Below are 20,857 nucleotides of genomic sequence, written 5' to 3'. Positions count from 1 at the left end.
GATATACCCGCAACCATGATGATGCCATCGAAGTATTGCACAATGGTTTTCTAAAAGTGTACAAGCATATTCACAACTTCAATGCGGAGCGCGCTTCGCTTTATACCTGGATCAGGACCATCATGGTGAATTCCGCCATCGACTTCCTGAGACAGCGGGAGAAATTCTACAGCGATATCGAACTGGAAAAGGCTGCTGAGCCATCCATCGAGGACGATGCTGTACAACGTATGTCTGCCATAGAATTACTGAAACTGGTGCAAAGGCTGTCGCCCGCCACCAGAACGGTTTTCAACCTGTACATCATTGAAGGGTACAATCACAGGGAAATAGGAGAATTACTGGGAATCAGCGAAGGCACCAGCAAATGGCACCTGAGCGAGGCCCGCAAACAATTACAAAAACTTTTACAAACCTTGCAAGTGTAACGTAATGAACGAAAGACAACCATACGAACAACACTTGGCAGAAAAGATGCAGCAGCTTCCTCCACCTATGGAGGCTGAAAAGGGCTGGGAACAAATGAGGGCCCTGCTCGACAAAGAAATGCCCCGCGGTGCGGGATCCGGCGGCAATGGCCGCTGGTGGATCTTCGGGATGCTCGCCGGCATCCTGCTAACCGGAACCTTGTTCATTTACCGGAACAATTCCGGAAACCAGACCGCTGCCAAAGAACTGACTGCTGTTGAAAATTCACCCAACGCCCCTGGTCAGCACCAGCCGGGCATTGCAAAACTGCCAACCGTTCAATACCCGCCCGGAGCCTCCAATGCGAACTCCGGAAAAGGTAACGCCGGTGATATTGCCGGAACAACCAGCCAGCCCGAGAACACCGGAATCACTCCGGCCAGACCGGCATCCCACGATGCCGCAGAAACGCCTGCACGCAAAAAAAGCAACAGGCCGTATGCCGATGCCGCCCGCACTGACCAGGCAATCGTTGCCGCCAAAGAACAGGCTGCCGTTGATGATGAAACATCCAAAACCGATGAAGACATCGGTATCCCTGTTATTCCGGCACATAAAAGAATCAATCAAAACAAACTCCCGGCCTATACCGAAAACTCTACACAGCAAACTCAAACCTTCCCATCCCTGCCCGCTGATATCACAGACGGAACACCACCTATTGAAACTGACCTGCTGCTGAACAACCAACCGATGAAACAGCAATCAGGCCAAATCACGCTGCTGAACCAGTCTCAGGCATCAGTAAAAGCCATTACTGCCCGGAAAAATCCGCGCAGGTCGGACAATATGGACCGCAGGTTCGCACTTGGTCTCTCACTGCCCCTCGCCTTCCCGCTTGCTGATCAGCAAGCACTCGGCTTTAATTACCGGGGAGGCTCAAACACTGTGTCCGACTATATTCCATCGCCGCATGCGCAATACCATCTGAACAAACGCACCTTCTTCCAAACGGAACTGCAGGTAGTGGCACCGCAGTACATCAGGCCCATTCTCATGTACCAGGAAAAGGTCAGCCTCAACAGCAATACCTGGATGTATAATTCAGTTTACGCCAGAAAACTCTATTACTTCAACCTGCCCGTATCCGTGTACCATAGCCCGCTCCCCAATTTCTTCCTGGGAACCGGATTGCAGTTCTCATCCCTGATGAGCGGTGTGGCCATGTATGAAGACAGGCGCGTGTACAATAACCAGGAAACCATCACCAGGCAGTCTTTCGGCCGTATGAGCTATGATTCGCTCACCAACAGGATGAGCGCCAGTGAGGTTCGGTTATTGCTTGACGTTAATTATTACTGGCAACGCTTTACAGTAGGACTTCGCTACAATCAGGCCTTTGGGAATTACACCAGCTTCCGGCTGAACAACACAACTGGATATACTTACGATAAGAACAAGGCATTATTCTTCTATCTCCGTTACAATATATGGGAGGACAAAAAACGGAGCCAGCCGGCCCGCTCCATGTTAACGCTTAAATAATTGCTCCAGGTAATCTTTCTTGAATTCGATATAGGTAGGGCTTCCGCCTGCCGTAACATTGTGTTGCCTGCATTGGAACAGATCCGTTACAAGGGTCTTCATTTCCTTTTCAGTCAATGCAGTGCCTGCCTTTACAGCCTGTTGCCAGCTCAGTGACCGGATGAGTTTTTCGCGTTTGGAGAATTTGAGATCGCCGCTGAAATGTTTGAACTGTTCCAGCAATTGCTCTATCACCATCTTCTCGTTTCCTGCTTCCAGGTCAGCAGGAGTGCCATTGATCAGGAAACCCTGATTACCGCTGCGTTCTATGAGATAACCCAGCAATTCAAGGTCCGGTATCAGATCAGTCATCAGCGCAGCATCCTGTGCGGAGAGCTCCAGCGTATGAGGGAAAAGACTGCGTTGGGATGCCACGGGTTTACCAGAGGCCGCCTTCGCGAAGCGCTCATACAACACACGCTCATGCGCCAGTTGCTGCTGTACTAGAATATAACCGCGATTAGTGGGGGCAACTATATAGGTGAAATGCAATTGCAGCATCGGCGCCTCTTCAATAACACGAAGCTCCTGCTTCGGTTGTGCGCCATAGATAGCCAGCAATGGATCTGTTTCTTCTGAATACTGTTGCACCGGCTGTTTGCTCCTGATCTGGTCGAGCAAACTCTCGAAAGGCTTTTCCTTTCCACCCGTGCCGGGCAATGAACCTCCGGCAGCCAGGATGGAAGACTGCTCTTCGGTTGCACCCCGCTGTGAGGGCTCATAAAAATCCTGCCAGTGCTTCAGGTTGGAATTCTTCTCTGTTGGAGGTATTGACCAGGCCTGGTGCTTCTGCGTGAAATTCTGATACAGCTGGGAAGAAGCCGCAGCAGCCTGCTTGTCTTCTGTGAATGGTTTATTCACTGCATCCAGCTGCTGTATACCGGGATCAAGATCAAACTCCAGCGTAGGTGTAATGCTGAACTGCGCCAGCGCATGTTTCACCGCCGACTGCACAAAAGCATACACGATCTTCTCATCTTCAAACTTGATCTCCTGTTTGGTGGGATGCACATTGATATCCACCTGCGTTGGATCCAGATCGATGAAAAGTACATACAACGGAAAACTATCAGGTGCAATCAGCGCCTGGTAGGCACTCATCAACGCATGGTTCAGATAGCCACTGCGGATGAAACGGTTATTCACGAAGAAGTACTGATCACCTCTTGTTTTTTTGGCTGCATCCGGCTTGCCCACAAATCCGTGAACATTGAGATAATCCGTTTGCTCCTGCACCGTTACCAGCTTAGAATTGTATGTGTTGCCGAACAACTGTACGATCCTTTGCTTCAGGGTGCCTTTTTCAAGATGGAACATTTCTGTTCCGTTATTGGTCAGTGAGAAAAATAATTCAGGGAAGGAAAGTGCCACACGGATGAACTCTTCAATGATATGCTTGTTCTCCGCCGCATTGCTCTTAAGGAAATTCCTTCTTGCAGGAATATTGAAGAAGAGATTCTTCATGGCAATGCTGGTACCAACAGGCATGGCAACAGGTTCCTGTTTGATCACGGTACTGTTCTCTATTTCTATATATGTACCCGCTTCATCGATCTCGCGGCGGCTTTTCAGTACTACCTGGGCCACGGCCGCAACAGAGGCCAGGGCCTCGCCACGGAAACCCATGGTGCGGATATGAAAGAGGTCATCGATACTCCTGATCTTGGAGGTGGCATGCCGCTCAAAACACATGCGCGCATCGGTTTCGCTCATACCCTTACCATTGTCTATCACCTGGATCAGCTGCTTGCCCGCATCCTGGATGATCAGCCTGATCTCGGTAGCACCCGCATCTACGGCGTTCTCCAGCAATTCCTTAACAGCACTGGCCGGCCGCTGAATCACTTCACCTGCTGCAATCTGATTGGCTATATTATCTGGTAATAATTGTATGATGTCCGGCAAAACGGGTCTCCTTATTTAGCTGCAAAAATAAGGGAATAATACGCCTACTGTCAAATAGCTTCACGTTTGTGCGGGTTTCTTCGGGAATGTGCAGGTTTATCCTTATTTTGTGCCATCAATTGCACATAAGAACGTCATTATGAAGAAGCTCCTACTATTTGTTTTGATTGGCAGCAGTGCCATTGCCCAGGCACAAAAGAGATCGCATCTCCCTGCGGACCAGTGGGTGGACAGTGTTTTCAAAACGCTCTCCAAAGAAGAAAAGATCGCGCAGCTGATGAATGTGCGACTCTCGAGCGTTGGTCCTGTCTTTTTTGAAAAAGAAGTGGAAGAAGCCATCCGCAAGTACAATATCGGCAGCCTCTGCCTCTTCCAGGGCGGGCCTATTAAACAGGCCCAGATGCTGAACCATTTCCAGTCGATTGCCAAAACTCCCCTGCTGATCACCATCGATGGAGAGAACGGTGTAGGTATGCGGTTCGACAGTGTACGTGGACTTCCCCGCATGATGATGCTCGGTGCCGCCCACGATCCGGCCCTTGCCTATCAGTATGGTCAGGTAGTTGCCGAACAGTGCAAACGCGCTGGCATACAGGTGAACTATGCACCTGTGGTGGACATCAACAACAATCCTCTCAACCCGGTGATCAACGACAGGTCATTCGGAGAAGATAAATACAAGGTTGCCGAATACGGTGTTCAATACACCCTCGGCATGCAGGATAACGGAGTGATGGCCTGCGCCAAACACTTCCCCGGTCATGGCGATGTTGCAGTAGACTCGCACCATGATCTTCCGGTGATCAACAAGTCCTGGGAAGAACTGGATTCGCTGGAGCTCTATCCCTTCCGCGAACTGATCAAGGCCGGTGTTGGCAGCGTGATGGTAGCACACCTCCAGGTGAACTCCATCGACAATACTACCAACCGCCCCACATCCATTTCCCCCAAAGCAGTGAATGACCTGCTCAAACATGAACTTGGTTTCAAAGGCATCACATTCACCGATGCTCTGGAAATGAAAGGCGTTGCCAAATTCTATCCGGATGGTGAAAACAGCCTCCAGAGCCTGATTGCGGGAAACGACATGCTTTGTCTTCCCGGCAATATTCCCGGCAGCATCGAAAAAGTGCTGAAGGCTATCCGCAAGAAAAAACTCAGCTGGAAACAGATCGATGAACGCGTGAAGAAAGTACTGTATGCAAAATACCAGTACGGTCTTGCCAATCTGCAACCCATCGACCTCAACAATATCACGGAAGACCTGAACAGCAAAGTGCCGATGATGCGCAGAACGATCGCTGAAAAAGCAATCACGCTGCTGCGTAATGATGAGTACGCCATCTTCCCGCTCAAGAAAGGCAAACGTGTTGCCTATATAGGCTTCGGGCTGGAAAAAGACAATGTGTTTGCCGCCGAAGTCCGTAAGAACTATGATGCACAGGTTTACTATTTCAATTATAATCTGGACAGCGCGCTGGTGGATCCCATGCTGCAATTGCTGAAGAACCGTTACGACGTGGTAGTGCTCGGCCTGCACAATTACAACCGCTACCCGGCCAACAATTTCGGGGTGAGCAATGCAGCCATGAGCCTCATCAAAAATCTGCAGCAGCAACAGAAGACCATCACCTTCGCCTTCGGAAACCCTTACCTGGTGCAGCATTTCTGCGACTCCAAGGTACTGGTGGCCTGTTATGAAGATGATGACATCACCCAATCAGCCGGTGCAGACCTGCTGCTCGGCAAGTTCACCGCCAAAGGTCAGTTGCCTGTTACAGTTTGTGACGCCTTCAGGTTCGGCGCAGGCATCACGGCAAAAGCCATCCTGCCAACCGTAGCTCCGTCAACCCTGGGTTTCAACCAGCCTTTTCTCTCTGCGCAGATAGACAGCATCGTTACCGATGCCATCGCTAAAAAAGCGATCCCCGGCGCTGTTGTGCTGGTAGCCAAAGATGGCAAGGTTGTTTTCGATCGCGCCTATGGCCATCTCACCTACGACAGCACAGAAGCCGTATATCCTGAAACCATCTACGATCTCGCTTCCGTTACCAAAATCATGGCCACCACGCTTTCTGTGATGAAGCTCTATGATGAGGGCAGGCTGGATATCGATAAAACACTCGGCGATTACCTGCCATGGACAAAAGGCTCCGATAAACAAAACCTCAGGCTGCGTGATGTGTTACTGCACCAGGCGGGATTGAAATCTTTCATTCCTTTCTATCGCGGCACCCTCTCCGGACCTGATGGAAAACCCAACTGGGCTTACTATTCCATGAAGCCGGATTCATTGCATCAGGTGCGTGTGGCCAATGGCCTCTATCTGCGCAATGATTACCGCGACTCCATGTACAATATCATTGTAAAGAGTGCGCTGGAGCCCGGCAACCGTTATATCTACAGCGATAATGATTTCATTTTCCTCGGCAAAGTAGTGGAAGCCATTTCAGGACTGCCGCTGGATGAATACGTGAAGCTCACTTTCTACGACAAGCTCAACCTGGAAACCACTGGATTCAAGCCCCGTGACCGTTTCCCGCTGGGCTTTATTGCACCAACGGAGAACGAGGCTTTGTTCCGTCGTCAACTCATCCAGGGCGATGTGCATGATCCGGGCGCAGCAATGTTCGGTGGGGTGGCAGGACATGCAGGCCTGTTCAGCAATGCCTACGACCTGGCCATACTGGCGCAGATGCTGCTCAACAGCGGCGTGATCGATGGCAAGAATTTCTTCAGCAAGTCCACCATCGATCTCTTCACTGCCTACAGCAGCGATATCAGCCGTCGCGGTCTTGGCTTCGACAAACCCGAGAAAGACAATGCCACGCGCAAAGAGGCTTACCCCACCATGTCTGCCTCCCCGCTCACTTACGGACATACCGGTTTCACCGGCACCTGCATCTGGATAGATCCCAAGTACAACCTCACGTACATCTTCCTCAGCAATCGTGTGAACAGTCCCGATCCGGCGAAATTCCTCAACATGAGTGTTCGCCCCAAAGTGCATGAAGCCATCTATCAATCACTTCTGAAATAGACTTAAAAAGCAATTCATATCATGGCCGCAACCCATCAGTTGCGGCCATTTTCATGTTTAGCCTATTTTTTGTAAATCACAGTTCAAATTCTATTATGGATTACAGAGGATATATTGAGTCCAATGCAGATGTAATGTTAGGTAACCTGTAATTAATGCAAAATGCCTTGAAAGCCCCGCATAAACAATTATCCTTCGCTATTTTTCCCTATATCGCAAGCCCCCACCCTCCCCCTTTCCGCAGTTTTAAGTAATTTTGCCGATTACAAACTTTCCCCCAAATGAGCAGAAAAGAAGAAGTGCTGCAGGATGTTGTGATCAAATTTGCCGGAGACTCAGGCGACGGCATGCAACTTACTGGTAGTCAATTTACTAATAATACAGCCCTGCTGGGTATCGACCTGGCCACCTTTCCTGATTTCCCCGCAGAGATCCGTGCACCACAGGGAACCCTTCCCGGTGTGAGCGGTTACCAGCTCCGCTTTTCAAGCGACCGCGTTTTCACACCCGGCGACGAGTGCGATGTACTCGTAGCCATGAACGCCGCCGCCCTTAAAGCCAATCTCAGGTTCCTCAAAAAAGGTGGCAAGATCATCGCCAACACAGATGGCTTCGATACCAAGAACCTCCGCCTCGCCAACTACCCTGATGGCATCAACCCCCTGGAAGACGACAGTCTTACCAACTATGAAGTGTACCGCATGGACGTTACCAAAATGACCCGCGAAGCACTCAAGGAGATCCAGATGGGCACCAAAGAAAAAGACCGTGCAAAAAATATGTTCGTGCTTGGCTTCCTGTACTGGATGTACAACCGCGACATGAAAAATACCATCCAGTTCCTCACCGATAAATTCGGGAAGAAACAGGAAATCCTCGACAGTAACGTGAAAGCGCTGCAGGCAGGGTATAACTTCGGGGATACCACTGAAACTTTCACCACCCGTTTCCGTGTTGAGAAAGCGCGCATGACGCCTGGTACTTATCGTTCCATCATGGGCAACCAGGCCCTGGCATTCGGATTGATCTCGGCATCACAGAAGAGCGGACTGCCGATTTTCCTGGGAACATATCCAATCACTCCGGCTTCCGATATCCTGCATGAGCTGAGCAAGCACAAATCTTTTGGCATCCGCACATTCCAGGCGGAAGATGAGATTGCAGGTATTACTTCGGCTATCGGCGCAGCCTATGGCGGTATGCTGGGAATAACCACCACTTCCGGTCCGGGTATGGCGCTGAAAGGCGAGGCCATGGGCCTGGCTGTGATGCTGGAGATCCCGCTCCTGATCGTGAATATCCAGCGTGGCGGCCCTTCAACAGGTCTTCCTACCAAAACAGAACAGAGCGATCTGTTGCAGGCTTACTACGGCCGTAACGGCGAATGTCCCATGCCGATAGTATCTGCCAGCACACCCTCAGATTGTTTTGCAGCGGCCTACGAAGCCGTGCGCATTGCAGTGCAGCATATGACCCCCGTTATACTGCTCAGTGATGGTTATATCGCCAATGGCGCAGAACCCTGGCGCTTCCCCCAGGCTGATGACCTCCAGCCGATAGAAGTAAGCTTCAAAACGGAACTGGGACATGGGGAAGATAAATTCCAGCCCTATCTCCGTGATGAGAAACTGGTGCGCCCATGGGCTATCCCCGGCACACCAGGATTGGAGCACCGTATCGGAGGACTGGAAAAACAGAACATCACCGGTAATGTAAGTTATGATCCCGAGAACCACCAGCTGATGGTGAAGATCAGACAGGAAAAAGTAGATAAGATCGCTGACTATATTCCCGCCCAGACACTTGACAGTGGCCCTGAAAAAGGTAAGATCCTGATCCTCGGTTGGGGGTCAACGTATGGCGCCATCAAGAGCGCTGTTGCTGAGATCCAGGCTGAAGGATATGCAGTGAGCCATGCACACCTGCGCCATATGCGCCCTTTCCCGAAGAACCTCGGAGACATGCTCAAGAATTTTGATCAGGTGCTGATCCCCGAGATCAACAACGGACAACTCATCAAGATCATCCGGGACCAGTACCTGGTGGATGCAAAAGGCTACAACAAGATCATGGGTGTTCCCATCACCAAAACTGAACTGGTGATGAAGCTCCGTGAAATGCTTGGCGCTATCAACTAGGCAGCGTTGGGGTTCTGTTCAGAAATGAGGAACACAATGGCAAAGGCCAGGATGGCAATCACCAGACCGAACATGAAGATATTATAAGCTATGCGCAGGTACTTGTATTTGGTTGCAAGTACCACGCCCAGGCTGTAAATGTCTTTGATCATACTGCTGTCCAGGTAATCCCGGTCAGCCATCATCTGCTTCATGGCCCAGTCATAATCCTTCAGGTCCATTTTAAAGAAATTGCCGAAGAAGAGCAGGTTCACTTTTTTATTCTCGATATCCTCCCTGGTGAAAGTACCGCGGTTCACATTGGGCCTGGTGGCCAAAATAGCGAATACTACTGCGCTGAGACACACTACCAGGAGGATGATGGTAGGAACGATGAATTCAGGATAGAACTGCAGTTTGCCCAGCAGTACAGATACCATGATGGATATCACGATGGTGTTCACGGAGATCATGATATTGGCTTTGCTGTCTGCCATCTGGCTGAGGTTCACATGGTTCTCGCTCATAATACGGAACATGGTGGCGATACTTCTTTCTGTCCTTGCCAGTTTATCTTTTTCCAGTTTTTCCCTTTCTTTAAACGTAAGGGCCTTTTCATCATTGACCTTCTCCGGCACAACCGCTTCAACCGGTAACCTGGCGGTTACCGTCATTTCTTCGATGGATTCATCTTCACGCTTCCCTTTCTTGTCGGATTTGCGGATCAGCTCCTGGAGGTACTGTTGCTTCACGGGTTCCAGCACTGTTTTGCCGTACTCCGTAAAGTAACGGTGCTGTTGAAGGAAGAAGATATTCTTCTGCCGCCAGTCTTTCTTTCCGAGTTTGTTATCGAAAAGCAGGTTGAGTTCCTGGCGGAGCAGTTTGTTCTTTTCAGGGAAACTGGGCATGCCCAGGTGCGAGAGATCTGCATCGCAGAGGATCTGCTCCAGCAGGTTGACGGGGCTCTGCGGCCATTTGGTGGCCATGATGGCATTGCTCACTTTATCGATAGTAAGCTGGTCAACGCCTCTGCCACGCAGGAAATCGGCAGCAATATCACGGCTCACTTCTTCATGGCGCTTGGGCTGACCCGCAGAGTATCCTGTGTCATGAAACCAGGCTGCCAGCAGCAATGCGGGTTTTTCCTCTTCCGGAAGAGCCAGGTGGTTGGCCATCAGTTCCGATGCTTCCACCACTTCCATGGTATGCTCAATGTTATGATAAACGAATGCAGGATCCACCTTGTTGGTAAATAAGCCTGTAACGTATTGCCTGGCTTCCTGTAATAATTGCTGCGCGGCTGATGTCATACATTGATTGGTTTCGACAGTCTAAATTAAGCAATAAAAGATTGTATATTTAAATATCGATTTCCTGCCCCAACTTTGTAAGCCATTAACTGTTGTTGAGATATGAACAGATCGATCACCTGTATCCTTATCATACTGCTGATTGCCGGCTTTTCCGGTTGTACCGGACAGGGGAAATCCTTTGTACCCGCCATCCCCGGATACGACGCATCCCTAAAGACCACCCTCGTGCTCGACAAAGACCTGCTGGAGATCTCCGGCATGTTCTGGCTTCCCAATAATACCATCGCCGCTATCAATGATGAAGATGGAAAGATATTCCTGGTGGATCCGGAAGACGGCGACCTGCAGGTAAGGAAATTCGGCAAGAAGAGAGATTATGAAGATATCGTGCAACTGGATACTTTCTATTTTGTACTGGAAAGCAATGGAAATATCCACCGCGTACCCGTAAACGCAAAACACGTGGAAGAGGAGTTTGAGTTCCATCGTAAAAAGAAGATCGAATTCGAAAGCCTTTACATCGACCCCAATAAAAAACTCATCCTCCTTTCCAAAGAACAAAGGGAATCAAAGAAAGGAGTGCTTGCCTACAGCTTCGATCCCGATAGCCTCCGTTTTTCCGATACCCCCGTATATGCTATCAAGTGGAAGGATATCCGCAATGAGCTCAAGAATAACAATGCTGATTTCAAACCTTCCGCAGCAGCTATCCATCCCGTGACGAAAACATTATTCATTGTGGCTTCTATCGGCAAAGCCATACTGGAAGTGAGCCTGAGCGGAGAAGTGCTGGCAGCCTATCAGTTGAATCCTGATCAGTTCCCCCAACCGGAGGGAATCACTTTTGCGCCAAACGGAGATATGTATATCTCCAATGAGGGCGTGGATGGCAAAGGCACCATCCTGAAGTTTCCCTATGATCAGGCTGCCGCCAGTCGCTCGCGTCCCCGCGAGTGACCTGTATTCCGTTGCCTCCGGCAACACGAGGTTCGCCAGAGGCGAACAAATATAAGCCACTCGCGGGGACGCGAGCGACTGACATCACCCGAAGTTTCATCAAAATATCTGTATGAATAGGATCTATACCTGGCTGGTTTTATCGTTATTCCTCATTGTGTCCTCAGCATCTGCGCAGGACTCCCTTGCACATCGCATCATCCTGGTGGGCGATGCCGGCAAACAACTCAATGGCCATCATCCTGAACTGGAACTGATGAAGGCAAAGTTCAAACTGGATGCACGTACCACGGTGCTATTCCTGGGCGACAATGTGTACCAGAACGGTCTTCCGGACTCCACCGCCGCCAATTATCCTGAAAAGAAAAAGATCCTCGATGACCAGATAAACTCCGTGAAAGGAACAGAAGCGCAAGCCTGGTTCACACCCGGCAACCACGATTGGGATAAAGGCAAGCGCGATGGCTATAAACAGATCCTGCATCAGAGCCAGTACGTGGAATCACTGCAGATCCCGAATGTACATTTCGCTCCGCTGGAAGGTTGCCCTGGCCCCGTGGAAGTAAAACTCACTGACCAGGTCACCTTACTGATCATCGACAGCCAGTGGTGGTTTCAGCAGGAAGGCCGGCCCGGCAACACATCCGATTGTGATTGCAAAACCAATGACGAGCTCACACTGGCCGTCAAAGACGCACTCTACCGGAACCGTAACAAACTGGTGATCTTCGCTGCACACCATCCGTTCAGAACACATGGCGAGCATGGAGGTTATTATACTTTCAAACAACATCTCTTTCCGCTCACCGAAGTAAATCCCAGCCTTTATATTCCATTACCAGTCATCGGTTCTATATATCCGTTAGGCCGCTCCTGGTTTGGTAATATCCAGGACAAACCACACCCCGTATACAAACAATATGTACGCAGCCTTGACACCCTGCTGGATCAACATCCTTACGCCATCAGGGTGAGCGGTCATGAACATACTTTACAGTATATGGTGGAGAATGGACAGCAGCATATCGTTAGTGGCGCAGGCTCCAAACAAAGCCAGGTGAAATATGGAAAAGATACCCGCTTCGCCAATGAAGGTACAGGTTTTGGTGTGCTGGATATTTCCACTAACGGTAATATCACGCTTACTTTTTATTCCTCACTTTCAAAAGATCCCAACCAGGTTATCTATACAACCTCTTTACCTGCTTTCAAAGCGCCCACACTGCATGAGCAGGCAATCACGTCACCCAGTCTGCCAGATTCCTTCACCACCGTTGCCGCTCCCTACTACAAAGCAGGCCGGTTCAAAAGATGGCTGTTCGGTGCAAACTACCGGAAAGAATGGACAACCCCCATTACCGTTCCTGTTTTCGACATCGGTAAAATGCGCGGCGGGCTCACACCCACCAGGCGTGGCGGTGGTATGCAATCCCGCTCCCTGAGGCTGGAAGATGCACAGGGTAAAGAGTTCGTATTACGCAGCATCGAGAAATATCCTGATAAGACACTGCCAGAAGAATTCAGGCAAACATTCGTGAAAGACGCAGTGTTAGACGGCATTTCAGCCTCCTACCCATTCGCAGCCTTGAGCATTCCGCCATTGGCGGTTGCAGCCGGAGTACCGCATGCCAACCCCAAACTGGTATGGCTGCCCGATGACCCCAGACTGCTGCAGTTCAGGCATGATTTTACCAACAGGCTTTATCTCTTTGAAGAAAGGGAACCACTGGAACTGGCCAAAACTTACAGCACAGACAAAGTGATCGAGAAATTACAGGAAGACAACGACAATAAGATCGACCGCAAAGCCATGTTGCGCGCACGTCTGCTGGATATGTTCATCATGGACTTTGACAGACATGAAGACCAGTGGCGCTGGGGTGCCAATGAAAGCGGCAAAGGAAAAGGCAAAACCTATTTTCCCATTCCGCGCGACAGGGACCAGGCTTTCTTCACCAACGATGGAGTGATCCCAAAGATCATCAGCAGGAACTGGTTGCTGCCTGCATTCCAGGGCTTCCGCCCCAAAGCCAGAAATATCAATACCCTTTACTTCAACGCGCGATTCTTTGACCGCTCCTTCCTGAACGATCTTTCAGAAAATGATTGGTCTGAAGGCGTGGATGAGTTTCTCCCACTCATGACTGACACTGTTATACGTCAGGCTTTAGGACTGCAGCCCGGAGAGATCAAAGGGGATGCCGCACCACATATCATTGAAACACTGCAGCAGCGCAGGAACTTCCTGAAAGCGGATGCATTACAGTATTATCGCTTCCTGGCTAAAGAAGTGGATGTAACGGGAACCAACAAGCGAGAATTGTTTGAGATCACACGAAATGAAGACGGCTCCGTAAAAGTGGTGGTGCGTAAAATCAACAAGGAAGGGGAAGAAAGTAAAAAACTTTACAGCCGCACTTTCAAATATGGCGAAACCAAAGAGATCCGTCTTTATGGTTTAGGGGGCGAAGATAAGTTCGTGCTTAACGGAGATGGCCGCAAAAGCATACTGGTGCGCATCATCGGAGGACCAGGCATTGATACTATCGACAATTCGGCTATACATGCCAGCGGCAGCAAAACCCGGATCTATGATCTGAAAACTGAAGCCAATGTAATCACGGGCGAAGGCAGGGAGGCAAAGAGATTGTCCTCAGATCCCGCCGTAAATGACTACGACAGAAAAGCATTCCGTTATAATATTCTTGCGCCCCAGGCAAGTGCCGCATTCAACCCCGATGATGGCGTATTCCTGGGCATAGGATTCAAATATACGGGCAGAAAATTCCGCCGCAATCCTGCTGTGATCCACAAATTCATGCTGAGCCATGCTCTGGCTACTGAAGCCTTTACCATCCGCTACAGCAGCGATTTTCGTAAAGTGATCGGCAAAACGGATATCTTCATCAATGCCCAGCTGAATTCACCCGATTATGTAACCAACTTCTTTGGTCTGGGAAACGAAACAAAGTACGATAAGAACGCGCCTGAAAAAATCAATTATTATCGCGCCCGCTACAATAAAGGGGACCTTGCTGTGTTGCTGAAACGTGAGTTCTCCAACTGGCTGACAGTTGCCATTGGCCCGTCCTTCCAGTATTTCAGTCCGGATGAAGATGAGAATAAGGGTAGATTCCTATCCAATTTTCAGGAAAACGGCCTGGATCCGAAAAATACTTTTGAAGACAAATACTACCTGGGTGGCCAGTTCAACCTGAACATGGACACGCGTGATAACCAGATCAGTCCTTCACGCGGCATTTTCTGGCAGTCTTCACTCAAAGTTTTACGTGGTCTTAACAACAATTCTGAGTATCTGACCCAGCTGAGCTCCGACATGGCTCTGTATATCGGCCTTGGCTCCACGTCAGGCACGGTGATTGCAACAAGATTTGGTGGAGGCATCAACTTCGGAAAATATGAATTTTTCCAGGCTCAATATCTGGGAGGTACAGAAAATCTCCGGGGTTACAGGAAATACCGCTTTGCAGGTAAATCCATGCTGTACAACAATACAGAATTACGCATTAAGGTAACCGATTTCAGGACCTACCTGCTTCCCGGCTCTATCGGCATTCTTGCTTTCAATGATGTGGGCAGGGTATGGGTAGATGATGATCGCTCTGAGATGTGGCACCATGGCTACGGTGGTGGTATCTGGCTGGGACTGGTTAAAAGATTTGTGCTGACGGCCAGCCTCACTTCGTCCAGGGAAAGCACACTTCCGCTTTTAACGTTAGGTTATCAGTTCTGATGTGGCTCTTAACATTTTATTGCCGTTATAATGGTATCAATTAAAATGTTAATCATGAGAATAGTAAATAACCTGTCGAAAGCCGCTTTGTTGCTGATGGTGTTGGCTACCACTTTTATAAGTGTGGCAAGCGCTCAGACAAAGCAGGAAAAAGAAGCTGCCAAAGCAGTTGAAGTAAAGAAACTGGTAGAAGACCGGCGGTTTGTATTCATTACGCAATCGGTAATTCCCCAATCCGGTCGCGTTGTTCAGGTTACTCCGGAATTTGATTTCACAGTAACCAAAGACACCATTATTTCTTATCTTCCCTACTTCGGTCGTGCATTCAATGTAAGCAGCACCATGGAAGGAGGTATCAAATTCACATCAAAGGATTTTGAATACGCAAAAACTGATAAGAAGAAAGGTGGCTGGGATATTGTGATCAAACCAAAGGATGTCCGCGAAATACAATCTGTTCGTTTAAGCATCACCGAAAGCGGGTATGCCTATGTACAGGTACAAAGCGTGAACCGTCAGCCGATCTCTTACAACGGTTATATCACAGAAAAAAGTTCAAAAAAGAAATAAACTCATTTTTCCGAAAAAAGCAAAGGGCTGTCCACAACCGGGCAGCCCTTGTTTATGTAGGAATATTCAGATCAGTTCTTCACACCTGCCAGCTTCTTCACATCTTTTCCCTGATCCTTATCATCTGATTCGATCTCCAGGTTCACGCCAACCCTCAGTGCTTTCAGGCCGCTCACACCCTGCAGTTCTTCCAGCTCCAGCCTTTCCACTTCTCCACGCAGCAGTCCCTGGTTCTGCAGGTACTCGATGTACTCCAGGTACTCGAATGCTTCCTGTTGCTGTGAATACACGATAGCGATATATCCAGGTTTGGTCAGCCGCTCATTGGAATCTTTCAGGTGCACTTTATCGATCCTTTTTTTGATGATCTCGTAACGGATATTGTAAGCACCGTCAACATCGAATTTGCGTTCCGCTGTACGGAAGCTGATGGAAATAGGATGGCTGTGCGCCAGGATCAGCTGGCTTGTCTGCAATGGCATGGCCAGCTGCTTTTCCAGTGAGTGCGTGAGCCTTGCCGCTTTGGCCAGTGTGCTCAATTGCCAGATCTTCAGATTACGCAGGTAGAAGAAATCAAATTTCTTTTCCGGTGTAATTGCCTGGCCGATGTAAATATTGAAATCCACGCCATCGGTCACAAACCTTTCAAAGTAGTGCGGGAAGATATGCTGCGCAAGTTTTTGTTCGTGATCGATGAAACGGGCTACTTCATTGTTGATATGTGTAATGCTGTCTTCATATTTCTTTCTGTGGTGATACACCATCTCAACTGGCGAATCCACCGCTTCAAAGTATTTGTTGATCTGTTTGTTGAGAGAAGGCATGATGGATTGCAGGTGTTTGAACAGCTGCACCACTTCCACTTTCAGGAACTGGAGAATACTCAGTTCATCATCCGCAAAAAGGATGTTCGACACTGAATGGATATACTTCCTGATCTTGAAATTGGTTTCATCCAGCAATGGAAAAGGATGGTCCTGCTTTGCAGCCAGAACGATATCATTGGCCAGGTTAAGTTGCTCCAGCAAATCCAGCTGAATGGAATGGTTCCTTTCAACGGAGGAGTTTCGGATATCGATAGCTCCATATAGCGGGTACACACCTTCAAAAACAATCGGCTCGATCTTCACTTCTCCTTCTCCCTTGTTCATCCCCGTGAGATAGTTGAGGGCTGCTTCCGTAAAGCGCCATTCAACGGCATCCTGTACAGCAGTGAACTGGTCCTTGATCACCCGGTCCACCTGGTGGTCCAGGTTTTCCTGTGCTTTCTCCATGGCGATCTTGAACAGCGGGATGGCTGGCTCGATGCTGGCCACATGTTCAGGTCTGAGTTTGTTCTTTTCGTTAGATACAACAATCAGCACACCCATCACTTCTTTGTTGTCGCTGAAGAGCGGGCAAACGATGGCGCTTCTCCATCCATACTCCGCCATAAAGGTGAGGAAGGGATAACGCATCACGGCATCTTCATTGATCTCGTTCACCAGTAAGGGCCGCGGGTTTTTCATGAAGGCACCTGTAACACTCTGATAAACATATTGCAGTTTCTCAGGTGAGGGTTTGCGCTTCACGCTCTGGTCCGTCATGGTAGTATAGAACTCGGTCAGTACGGTATGTCCGTTCACCTGGAAAAAAGGTTTGATGGCCGTACTCACGCCAGGTACCCCTAACAGGTTCTGCACCTGGTTCTGCAGATCATTGAAAAGATTGACGTCTGCAAAATTGTTGAGGTGAAGCAATTTATCGCGGATGATATTCAGTACTTCTCTTTCAGTGACCTCCCAGATCCGGATGATCACCATTCCTTCAAATTCAAACGCACTGAGTGGAAGCGCCTGCTTCAGTTCATCATTTTCTCCTGCTCCACCTCCTGCCCTGATGCAGCCGTATGAAACGTCATCCGGCAGCTTAGGCAGTTCGCCTTTGGGCCTTACATCCAGGAATCGCGTATCTATCTCCAGCTCCATGTAGCGGTCAAGACCGGTCTCCATGCATTTGTAGGGCTCTACCATGCGCACGGTCTCGGTTTTGTCTATATCATAAAGCCTGCTGAGAATGAACTGGTACATGCAATCTTCCTTGCCTGATTGTGGACTTCCGCCGCCACATGCATCGGCTTCAGGCATGGTGATCTCTTTGGTTACGGGATCTACAAAGAAGAGTTCGCGGAATTTGGTTGATTCATAGAACATCTTCATCTGAAAAGGGAAGCCTGCACCAAAGAGGTCTTCCTTATCGTTGAGCGTCACGGGAAACACCGTGGCCATCATTTGTTCTATGAGTGTTTTGTGTTTGTCCAGAACAGACAGATCCTCGATCCTGCCAAGCAACTCAGGGTGCTGCCGAACTTTGTTCAGCAGATCCTGGTACAGTTGGCGGGTTCCTTCCCTGCCCTCCCGGATCATCTTTTCCCACTCCCGGATAAGGGGGGCGAAACTCAGATATGAGTGCGGCGCCTGGGTAAAATTTGATTCCATGTATTAACTGATTGTCTGATTAAAACTATTATTCGATCTTTTAAATAAGTCCTCTCTAAGGGTAGACGGCTGGTTCGGTTGGATATTGTAAAATTACAATAATAACAGGAGGGTGACCAAAAAGTTGGCGGATGAAACACGGGGTTTGACCGGGTTTTCTCCGGCTTTGACCGGAACAGGAATGGCGGGTTTTAATAAAGGGCGGAAAACCAGTGCGGACGGGGACGATTGCGACACGGAGTTACCCGGACGGTGGGAAGGCAGTAACCAAAATATTAGTGGTGGTTGATTTTGTTGGTTTGTTGTCAAACAGATTCGGGCCAACCATTTTTTGGCTACCGTAATGGTTTATAAGGGGACCTATTTCCCTTTGACCTTAATTGATTTTCCGGGGCTTTTCGCTGCTGATTTGTTGGCTGTTCTGATTGCAGGCTTTTTGATGGAAGTGTTTGGCGATATGACATCTTTCCGCTTTTGTTTGAGTGCTGCGATCTCTTCTTTCATTACAACATTCTGGTAGTATTTGCAGGCGGGTTTCAGTCCACATTCAGGGCATTTGGGATTGCGGGCCACGCAGATATAGCGGCCATGCAGGATGATCCAGTGGTGCGCTATATGAACCAGGTTTTCGGGGATGTATTGCAGCAGTTGCTTTTCCGTTGCCAGGGGAGTAGTGGCCTTAACAGTGAGGCCTATACGGGCAGAGACCCTGAACACATGCGTGTCTACGGCCATATTCGGCTGCTTGTCGATCACCGAAGTGATCACATTCGCCGTTTTGCGGCCAACGCCAGGCAGCTCCACCAGTTCTTCCACGGTATGAGGGATCTCACCCGCAAACTTACCCTCCACCATCTGGGCCATGCCTATCAGGTGTTTGGTTTTGTTGTTGGGGTATGAGATGCTTCTGATCAGCGGGAAAAGCTGATCAAAGGTGGCTTTGGCAAGATGTTTCGTATCCGGGTATTCAGCAAAGATTGCCGGTGTGGTCAGGTTCACACGCTTGTCTGTGCATTGTGCAGACAGGATCACCGCCACCAGTAACTGGTAGGGATTGTCGTACAGCAATTCAGTTTCCGCATTGGGTGCGTGTTCCTGAAAATAATGGATTACAAAGTCGAAACGTTCTTTTCTAGTCATCGTCACAAAATGATGACTGCAAAATTACGGGAGAAGGGTTATTCACCGAGCAGCCTGGCTATCAAACAGGGCTGCCAGTAAGGGATTGGATTGGGATCTTAGGATTGAACCGATTCAGTGGCCGTTTGGCGGGCATAATTCAGTACGTTCAGAACTGCTTCATGTCTGGGAGATTCAACCAGGGTGTTCAATGTCTTCCTGGATGATTTCAATACTTCCAACTTTTCGCGAAGGGTCCAGTCCTCCTGCAAGGCAGCCTCAATTGCTGCGGTTTTCTCTGGTGAAGTTTCATTGTACAAATACTGTACTAGTTCCTCTGGTGTAAAGAGAAGAGTCATAGGCAAAACCATTTTGTCCTTGAATAATAGTGTTCCGAAGAGTCAATTCGGAGTCCGTCCGTGCTGTATAAACGCAGCTTGGTTCTTCTTTATTGTACAAAGGTATTGGAAATATAACAGTATGGAAACAGGGGACAGGCAAGGTAATCCTTATAGGCCAGTGGAAAAATAGTAAATGTCCGATGGTGGACAACCCAGGAATAAGTTTTTACGGTAATGCTTGATAATCAGGGAATGACAACAGAATGGCTACTCAGGAAGGATGAAAAGATCCTCGTTTTCTTTCTTCATCCAGTACTTTTCGCGGGCATATTTCTCCAGGGTGGATTTGTCCGATTTGAGTTGTTCCAGCTCCGATTTGGTTATTTTGATCTGATCCAGGTAATAATTCCGGCTCTCTTCCAATGTGCGAAGCTCTGATTTGTGCTTGAAATAAGTAGTGAAGATGTCCTGGTCATCAAAGAAAAGCACCCAGATCACAAAGACCAGGGAGGTAATGGTGTACTTATTCTTCAACCAGGCGGGTATGCGTGCGAGCAATTTCATGAGATCTGTAAAAATGGAGGATCAGAAAACAATAGCGAAAAGCCGCTACCACTTTCTGATCGCTCCGGAAACTATTTTGAGATTATAATTCAGTCAAAAAGCTTACTTACCAAATTTAATCCTTCCTTTCGGATAAACGGCGGTCTCAGCCAACATTTCTTCAATGCGGAGAAGCTGGTTGTACTTGGCCATACGGTCTGTACGGCTGGCGGAACCAGTCTTGATCTGACCACAGTTCAGGGCAACAGCCAGGTCAGCGATGGTAGTATCTTCCGTTTCACCGCTGCGGTGGCTCATGATGGTATTGAAACCATTGGTCTGCGCCAGTTGAACGGCGTTGATGGTTTCAGTAACTGTACCGATCTGGTTAACCTTGATCAGGATGCTGTTGGCAATGTTCTGGTCGATACCCTGTTTCAAACGCTTTACATTGGTAACGAACAGATCGTCACCTACCAGCTGGCATTTGCTGCCGATAGCCTGTGTCAGGTTCTTCCAACCTTCCCAGTCGTCTTCAGCCATACCGTCTTCGATGGTGACGATAGGATAGTCGCTGGCGAGCTTGGCGAGATACTTGGCTTGAGCCTTTGGATCGCGCGTCTTCCGTTCGCCTTCATAGACGTAGTTGCCATCCTTGAAGAACTCGGTTGCCGCGCAATCGAGGCCAAGAGCGATGTCTTCACCCGGCTTGAAGCCAGCCTTCTCAAT

At 49.0% G+C, this 20,857-nt stretch carries 14 protein-coding genes; 7 read left to right on the top strand and 7 right to left on the bottom strand.

All coding sequences use genetic code 11. The features are described from left to right. The coding region (locus tag ACTHMC_RS17080) for an RNA polymerase sigma factor (protein WP_440414853.1) at window positions 1–428 on the top strand (428 nt) is incomplete at its 5' end. Between the two features lie 4 nt (window positions 429–432). Continuing rightward, the gene (locus tag ACTHMC_RS17075) at window positions 433–1,953 is read left to right on the top strand and encodes a hypothetical protein (protein ID WP_440414852.1); all 1,521 of its coding nucleotides are present in this window, start codon (window positions 433–435) and stop codon (window positions 1,951–1,953) included. On the opposite strand, the gene mutL is transcribed toward ACTHMC_RS17075, so the two are convergent. Beyond that, the gene (gene mutL, locus ACTHMC_RS17070; RefSeq protein ID WP_440414851.1) at window positions 1,939–3,897 is read right to left on the bottom strand and encodes a DNA mismatch repair endonuclease MutL; all 1,959 of its coding nucleotides are present in this window, start codon (window positions 3,895–3,897) and stop codon (window positions 1,939–1,941) included. The genes ACTHMC_RS17075 and mutL overlap by 15 nt on opposite strands. 139 nt (window positions 3,898–4,036) lie before the next feature. On the opposite strand from mutL, the gene ACTHMC_RS17065 reads away from it, so the two are divergent. Both ACTHMC_RS17065 and ACTHMC_RS17060 read left to right on the top strand, forming a co-directional pair. Then, entirely contained in the window at window positions 4,037–6,937 is a 2,901-nt protein-coding gene (locus tag ACTHMC_RS17065; protein ID WP_440414849.1) for a glycoside hydrolase family 3 N-terminal domain-containing protein, read from the top strand. A 281-nt stretch (window positions 6,938–7,218) separates the two neighbouring features. After that, window positions 7,219–9,075 carry a 2-oxoacid:acceptor oxidoreductase subunit alpha gene (locus ACTHMC_RS17060; RefSeq protein WP_440414847.1) on the top strand — a complete coding sequence of 619 codons (1,857 nt, stop codon included), beginning with the start codon at window positions 7,219–7,221 and terminating at the stop codon, window positions 9,073–9,075. Here the strand turns inward: ACTHMC_RS17060 and ACTHMC_RS17055 are convergent. Then, the gene (locus ACTHMC_RS17055) at window positions 9,072–10,364 is read right to left on the bottom strand and encodes a Pycsar system effector family protein (protein WP_440414846.1); all 1,293 of its coding nucleotides are present in this window, start codon (window positions 10,362–10,364) and stop codon (window positions 9,072–9,074) included. The genes ACTHMC_RS17060 and ACTHMC_RS17055 overlap by 4 nt on opposite strands. Before the next feature lie 102 nt (window positions 10,365–10,466). Between ACTHMC_RS17055 and ACTHMC_RS17050 the strand changes: the two genes are divergently transcribed. From ACTHMC_RS17050 to ACTHMC_RS17040, 3 genes are all read left to right on the top strand, one after another. Further along, window positions 10,467–11,324, top strand: coding sequence for an SdiA-regulated domain-containing protein (locus ACTHMC_RS17050; protein WP_440414844.1), 858 nt, complete (start codon window positions 10,467–10,469; stop codon window positions 11,322–11,324). Between the two features lie 112 nt (window positions 11,325–11,436). Continuing rightward, a complete protein-coding gene (locus tag ACTHMC_RS17045; RefSeq protein ID WP_440414842.1) occupies window positions 11,437–15,078 on the top strand; it encodes a BamA/TamA family outer membrane protein in 3,642 nt (1,213 codons plus the stop codon). A gap of 54 nt (window positions 15,079–15,132) precedes the next feature. Continuing rightward, the gene (locus tag ACTHMC_RS17040) at window positions 15,133–15,648 is read left to right on the top strand and encodes a DUF4251 domain-containing protein (protein ID WP_440414840.1); all 516 of its coding nucleotides are present in this window, start codon (window positions 15,133–15,135) and stop codon (window positions 15,646–15,648) included. A 71-nt stretch (window positions 15,649–15,719) separates the two neighbouring features. Here ACTHMC_RS17040 and ACTHMC_RS17035 read toward each other — a convergent pair whose 3' ends face one another. The 5 genes from ACTHMC_RS17035 to eno form a co-directional block, all read right to left on the bottom strand. Continuing rightward, window positions 15,720–18,125 carry a GAF domain-containing protein gene (locus ACTHMC_RS17035; RefSeq protein WP_440414839.1) on the bottom strand — a complete coding sequence of 802 codons (2,406 nt, stop codon included), beginning with the start codon at window positions 18,123–18,125 and terminating at the stop codon, window positions 15,720–15,722. Window positions 18,126–18,485: 360 nt separating this feature from the next. After that, window positions 18,486–19,265 carry an endonuclease III gene (gene nth, locus ACTHMC_RS17030; RefSeq protein WP_440414838.1) on the bottom strand — a complete coding sequence of 260 codons (780 nt, stop codon included), beginning with the start codon at window positions 19,263–19,265 and terminating at the stop codon, window positions 18,486–18,488. Window positions 19,266–19,363: 98 nt separating this feature from the next. Next, the gene (locus tag ACTHMC_RS17025; protein ID WP_440414837.1) at window positions 19,364–19,603 is read right to left on the bottom strand and encodes a hypothetical protein; all 240 of its coding nucleotides are present in this window, start codon (window positions 19,601–19,603) and stop codon (window positions 19,364–19,366) included. Between the two features lie 249 nt (window positions 19,604–19,852). Further along, window positions 19,853–20,149, bottom strand: a complete 297-nt coding sequence (locus ACTHMC_RS17020) for an FtsB family cell division protein (RefSeq protein WP_440414835.1) — start codon at window positions 20,147–20,149, stop codon at window positions 19,853–19,855. A gap of 102 nt (window positions 20,150–20,251) precedes the next feature. After that, window positions 20,252–20,857: phosphopyruvate hydratase (gene eno, locus ACTHMC_RS17015; RefSeq protein ID WP_440414833.1), on the bottom strand; the 606-nt coding region annotated here is incomplete at its 5' end.

The sequence above is a fragment of the Pseudobacter sp. genome (assembly GCF_051955275.1).
Taxonomy (GTDB): domain Bacteria; phylum Bacteroidota; class Bacteroidia; order Chitinophagales; family Chitinophagaceae; genus Pseudobacter.
Note: the sequence above shows the minus strand (reverse complement) of the source record. Positions and strands in the feature narration are given on the sequence as shown.